This window comes from Pantoea sp. Ap-967, from assembly GCF_011752565.1.
GTDB lineage: Bacteria > Pseudomonadota > Gammaproteobacteria > Pseudomonadales > Pseudomonadaceae > Aquipseudomonas.
On the sequence record NZ_VWXK01000095.1, the window covers coordinates 1 to 617 of the forward strand.

Genomic DNA, 617 nt, shown 5'->3' on the forward strand with positions numbered 1-617 from the left:
GGTGTGATTCATGACTGGGGTGAAGTCGTAACAAGGTAGCCGTAGGGGAACCTGCGGCTGGATCACCTCCTTAATCGACGACATCAGCCTGCTGATGAGCTCCCACACGAATTGCTTGATTCATTGTGAAAAGACGATGATGTGATGCGACCCTGTTATAGGTCTGTAGCTCAGTTGGTTAGAGCGCACCCCTGATAAGGGTGAGGTCGGCAGTTCAAATCTGCCCAGACCTACCAGTTCCTGATGGGGCCATAGCTCAGCTGGGAGAGCGCCTGCCTTGCACGCAGGAGGTCAGCGGTTCGATCCCGCTTGGCTCCACCACTTTGCACCACTGCTCAGAACTTAGAAATGAGCATTCAGTGATGAATGTTGATTTCTGACTTTTGTCAGATCGTTCTTTAAAAATTCGGATATGTGATAGATATAGACTGAACACCAGTTTCACTGCTGGTGGATCAGGCTAAGGTAAAATTTGTGAGTTCTGCGCGAGAGCGCAACATGCGAATTTTCGGCGAATGTCGTCTTCACAGTATAACCAGATTGCTTGGGGTTATATGGTCAAGTGAAGAAGCGCATACGGTGGATGCCTTGGCAGTCAGAGGCGATGAAAGACGTGG

At 49.8% G+C, this 617-nt stretch carries 2 tRNA genes and 1 rRNA gene; all 3 read left to right on the forward strand.

Features of this window, described 5'->3' with window-relative positions:
* Positions 1–73, forward strand: a 16S ribosomal RNA gene (locus F3J45_RS29655); the annotation flags it as partial.
* Between the two features lie 86 nt (positions 74–159).
* Positions 160–236 (forward strand) — tRNA-Ile (locus tag F3J45_RS29660).
* A gap of 9 nt (positions 237–245) precedes the next feature.
* A tRNA-Ala gene (locus F3J45_RS29665) sits at positions 246–321 on the forward strand.
* Positions 322–617: the final 296 nt, after the last annotated feature.